We start from the raw sequence: 3,401 nt of genomic DNA, 5'->3' as shown, positions 1-3,401 counted from the left end.
TTGGTCAGGTTGAACTTGCGACTCTAGAGCAGGTTGATGGCATGATTGACGCACTTGAAGCAGACCTAGAGAAGCGTTGTGCAGAGCAAGGCCTAGCGTTTGCTGCGGTAATGCTAACAGACATCACAACAGCTCAAACTCGTCTTCTTTACAAAGGTGAGTGGGCAGAGAAGCTAGTTAAGCATGAGAAAGATGGCATGCTTATGATGGAAAACACGCTAAGCCGTAAAAAGCAAGGCTGGCCATGGCTTCAAGCAGAGCTAGTATAAGCTCTATCTCTTGAACGTATATCCTAGCGCCCATGGTTATGCCATGGGCGTTTTCTTTGTGAGGAAGTGAAGATGTCATTAACAAATGAGCAGCTAGAAACAGTCAACAAAATGCGCCCTGATGAGCGTTTTAACTACTGCATTAAAGAGATCGCGAAACAGCGCAAAGTGTGGATTCTGACTGACGAGCATGGCTGTGTGATGCTTAATACAGAAGATGAAGATTGTGTGCCGGTATGGCCTCATCAAGAATTTGCCGAGCAGTGGGCTACAGGCGATTGGGAGCACTGTAAAGCTGAGCCAATTTCAACCGCAAAATGGTTTAGCCGTTGGACTTACGGCCTAGAAGATGACGAACTTTCTGTGGTTGTATTTCCAAATGACAACGAAGAAGGGATGGTTCTATACCCTGATGAGTTTGAAGCTGAGCTAAAAAAGCGTAACGCCTAGGTCAACAGACCTTAGTAGCCAATCAACTGAAACAGCTCTCCCTGCCTAGCAGTAGAGACGGCACGTTTTAATGTGCCGTCTTTTTTGTATCTGGATAGAAGTTGTCGAAGGATAGGCTTAACCTGTAGCTCGTTCATACCCGCTTTGAGCTCTGGCTCATACAGGAGTTTGAGCAGTACAACATCAAGTGGAGAAAGCAGATCTTCAGGCGTTTCGTCATTGAAAATAGAAGGGAAGGCACTTTCTGAATCGTTGGGTAGCCCTAGCACTTGAGTCACCTCTTCGACGATACACGCGAGCAATTTACCATGCTCTCGTGCTTGATCAACCGGGATAACGATCGCGGCATGAGCGAGAGAGCCATCTCGCGCAATTCGGTAGCCTGCTTTGCATATCGCCCCATAGACATTGTTTAGCGCATGCTTACCCAACTCTTGCTCGATATCATCACGCCATACGGCTTCTCGGGTAAAAATCCATACTATGTTGGCTTCACTGCGGGAATGAACACGTTGGATAGGGTGGCCTGTGATCTGCTGCAGGTGGCGTAAATGTGCGTTGGTAAGTTCATCATGCAAGTCTTGATCGGCGACTTTGTGCTCAACCCATATTTTAACCGGTTGTTGCCATTTGGTCAGAGGCTTGCTCCCAGCGGAATATTCGTTGCGTAGCGCAACATTGATAAAGGCTTTCTCAACAAAGTTTGTATCCAGCCAGGTTTGCTGAGTTTCATACGCTTGTGTGTAGAACCCAGCAAGCGAAAGTACCAATCCGAGAAATGCTGTCCTTAGCATGTTTGCCCTTATTTAAAGCAAGTGGCTTTGTTAAAATGACTTTCCACCAAGCGTTGGGTGATAGAGTGGGTGGGATTCGAGAGCACTTCAAGAGTATCACCACTTTCCACCACTTCACCTTCATGCATCACCATAATCTTATCGGTAATGTGTTTCACAATACCAATATGCTGCGATACATAAATAAACGACACGCCCATCTCTTCTTGAAGTTCTAAGAATAGGTTGATGATCTGCGAGCGCATTGCCATATCTAAGCCGTTTAACGCTTCGTCAGCAACAATTATTGAAGGCTGAAGTATAAGAGCACGCGCAAGGCAAACGCGCTGCTTTTGGCCCGTAGCAAGCATTTGTGGATAGAAGTAGGCATGTTCTGGGAGTAAGCCAACGCGTAGCAGTGTTTCCTTGACCCTTTTTATACGCGCTTCAGGAGGCATATTGGTATTTCGTTTCAGTGGACCTTCAAGAATACGGCCGATTTGAATTCTTGGATTCAGCGATGTATTTGGATCTTGGAAAATCATCCTAATCAACTTACAGCGAGTGGAGTAGTCCTCGTGTTCTAGTAGTTCACCATTGACGCGAATTTCTCCTGAAGTCGGTTCGACTACACCGGCTAACATTCTTGCTAGGGTAGACTTACCGGAACCATTTTGGCCAATAAAACCTATGGTTTGTCCTGCTTCAAGGCTAAAAGAGACTGGCTTAACCGCTTGTTGAACTTTTCTACGGAAGAGGCTAGAACGCGTAGTAAAGGTTTTCGACAACAGGTTAACTTCTAATAAGGAACTCATGCTTTCTTCTTCTCCATATTCAGTGGGAAGTGGCATGCAAACTTGTGATTTTTAATTCTACGAGTCATTGGAATTTCCACACATTGGCGCTGAGCATATGGACAACGAGGCCCAAGTCGACACCCAATCGGCAAATGCTGTAGTGGTGGTATCGAGCCAGGCAAAGATTGCAGCTTCTCTTTGTGCGGAATCCAATCGCTAAAATCGGGCATCGCTTTTAGCAGCGCCATGGTATAAGGGTGCTTTGGTTTCTCTAATAGCTTTTTGGTGCTTGCCGATTCGACCGATTGGCCGCAATACATCACGGTAATACGTGTCGCCCATTGAGTTATGGTGGTTAGATCGTGACCAATCAGCATAATCGAGGTGTTGTGGAGCTGATTCATGCGGCTCAACAGACGTAAGATCTGTGATTGAGTAATTGGGTCTAAGTCGTTGGTCGGCTCATCGGCAATAAGCAGTTTGGGCTTAGTTGCAATCGCCATCGCGATCATGATTTTTTGACACTCACCATCCGTTAGCTCATAAGGAAAACTGTCCATGATCTGTTTGTGGTTTTTAATGCCCACTTTGTGCAGTAGAGCGATAGCTTGCTTTTTACGCCACTTGAATCGTTCCCACCATTTACCTTCAAATGAACTGGCTGGAATTGCTTCGATCAACTGCTTGCCGACCTCTTCTGATGGATCTAGACAAGTCGATGGCTCTTGGAAGATCATTGCGATATCGCGAGCAATTACGCGTCTGCGCTCTTTGGGTGTCAATTGCAGTAGGTCTATATTGCCAAGCCTCATGCGATCGGCGCTGACTTTCCAATTGTCTTTACAAACCCCAACAATTGCTTTCGCCACAAGGCTTTTGCCAGAGCCAGATTCGCCTACTAAACCACGAATTTCTCCTTCGTTTAGAGTTAGGCTCATCCGGTCTACCGCTTTCATGAGTCCCTGCGGCGTTTCAATCTCTATGGTGAGGTGGCGAATGTCGAGCAATGGCATTATTCGATCCCCGCATTGAGTGCTTGGCGAATACCTTCACCAACAAGATTTATGACGATGACTGTGAACATAATGACGAGCCCAGGGAGTGTCACTGTC

The 3,401-nt window shown here is 46.3% G+C and carries 5 protein-coding genes and 1 pseudogene; 2 read left to right on the top strand and 4 right to left on the bottom strand.

Features of this window, described 5'->3' with window-relative positions; translation table 11 throughout:
* Together QTO00_RS16830 and QTO00_RS16825 are read left to right on the top strand one after the other, a co-directional pair.
* Positions 1-269: DHHA2 domain-containing protein (locus QTO00_RS16830; protein WP_331425812.1), on the top strand; the 269-nt coding region annotated here is incomplete at its 5' end.
* Between the two features lie 72 nt (positions 270-341).
* Entirely contained in the window at positions 342-719 is a 378-nt protein-coding gene (locus QTO00_RS16825) for a DUF2750 domain-containing protein (protein WP_331425811.1), read from the top strand.
* An 11-nt stretch (positions 720-730) separates the two neighbouring features.
* Here the strand turns inward: QTO00_RS16825 and QTO00_RS16820 are convergent, their stop codons facing one another.
* The 4 genes and pseudogenes from QTO00_RS16820 to QTO00_RS16805 form a co-directional block, all read right to left on the bottom strand.
* Positions 731-1,513 (bottom strand): DUF2927 domain-containing protein, encoded by a 783-nt coding sequence (locus QTO00_RS16820; RefSeq protein ID WP_331425810.1) that lies wholly within the window; start codon positions 1,511-1,513, stop codon positions 731-733.
* An 8-nt stretch (positions 1,514-1,521) separates the two neighbouring features.
* The gene (locus QTO00_RS16815) at positions 1,522-2,307 is read right to left on the bottom strand and encodes a peptide ABC transporter ATP-binding protein (protein WP_331425809.1); all 786 of its coding nucleotides are present in this window, start codon (positions 2,305-2,307) and stop codon (positions 1,522-1,524) included.
* Positions 2,304-3,302, bottom strand: coding sequence for a peptide ABC transporter ATP-binding protein (locus QTO00_RS16810; RefSeq protein ID WP_331425808.1), 999 nt, complete (start codon positions 3,300-3,302; stop codon positions 2,304-2,306). Before QTO00_RS16810 ends, QTO00_RS16815 begins: the two co-directional genes overlap by 4 nt.
* Positions 3,302-3,401 (bottom strand): annotated as a pseudogene (locus tag QTO00_RS16805) (peptide ABC transporter permease); the annotation flags it as partial. The pseudogene QTO00_RS16805 and the gene QTO00_RS16810, both read right to left, overlap by 1 nt.

The organism is Vibrio sp. M260118, from assembly GCF_036533755.1.
Taxonomy (GTDB): domain Bacteria; phylum Pseudomonadota; class Gammaproteobacteria; order Enterobacterales; family Vibrionaceae; genus Vibrio.
This window is presented reverse-complemented; position numbering and strand designations above follow the sequence as displayed.

Coding starts and splice junctions, on each gene's coding strand:
- QTO00_RS16825 (WP_331425811.1), top strand. CDS start 342: ATGTCATTAACAAATGAGCAGCTAGAAACAGTCAACAAAATGCGCCCT.
- QTO00_RS16820 (WP_331425810.1), bottom strand. CDS start 1,513: ATGCTAAGGACAGCATTTCTCGGATTGGTACTTTCGCTTGCTGGGTTC.
- QTO00_RS16815 (WP_331425809.1), bottom strand. CDS start 2,307: ATGAGTTCCTTATTAGAAGTTAACCTGTTGTCGAAAACCTTTACTACG.
- QTO00_RS16810 (WP_331425808.1), bottom strand. CDS start 3,302: ATGCCATTGCTCGACATTCGCCACCTCACCATAGAGATTGAAACGCCG.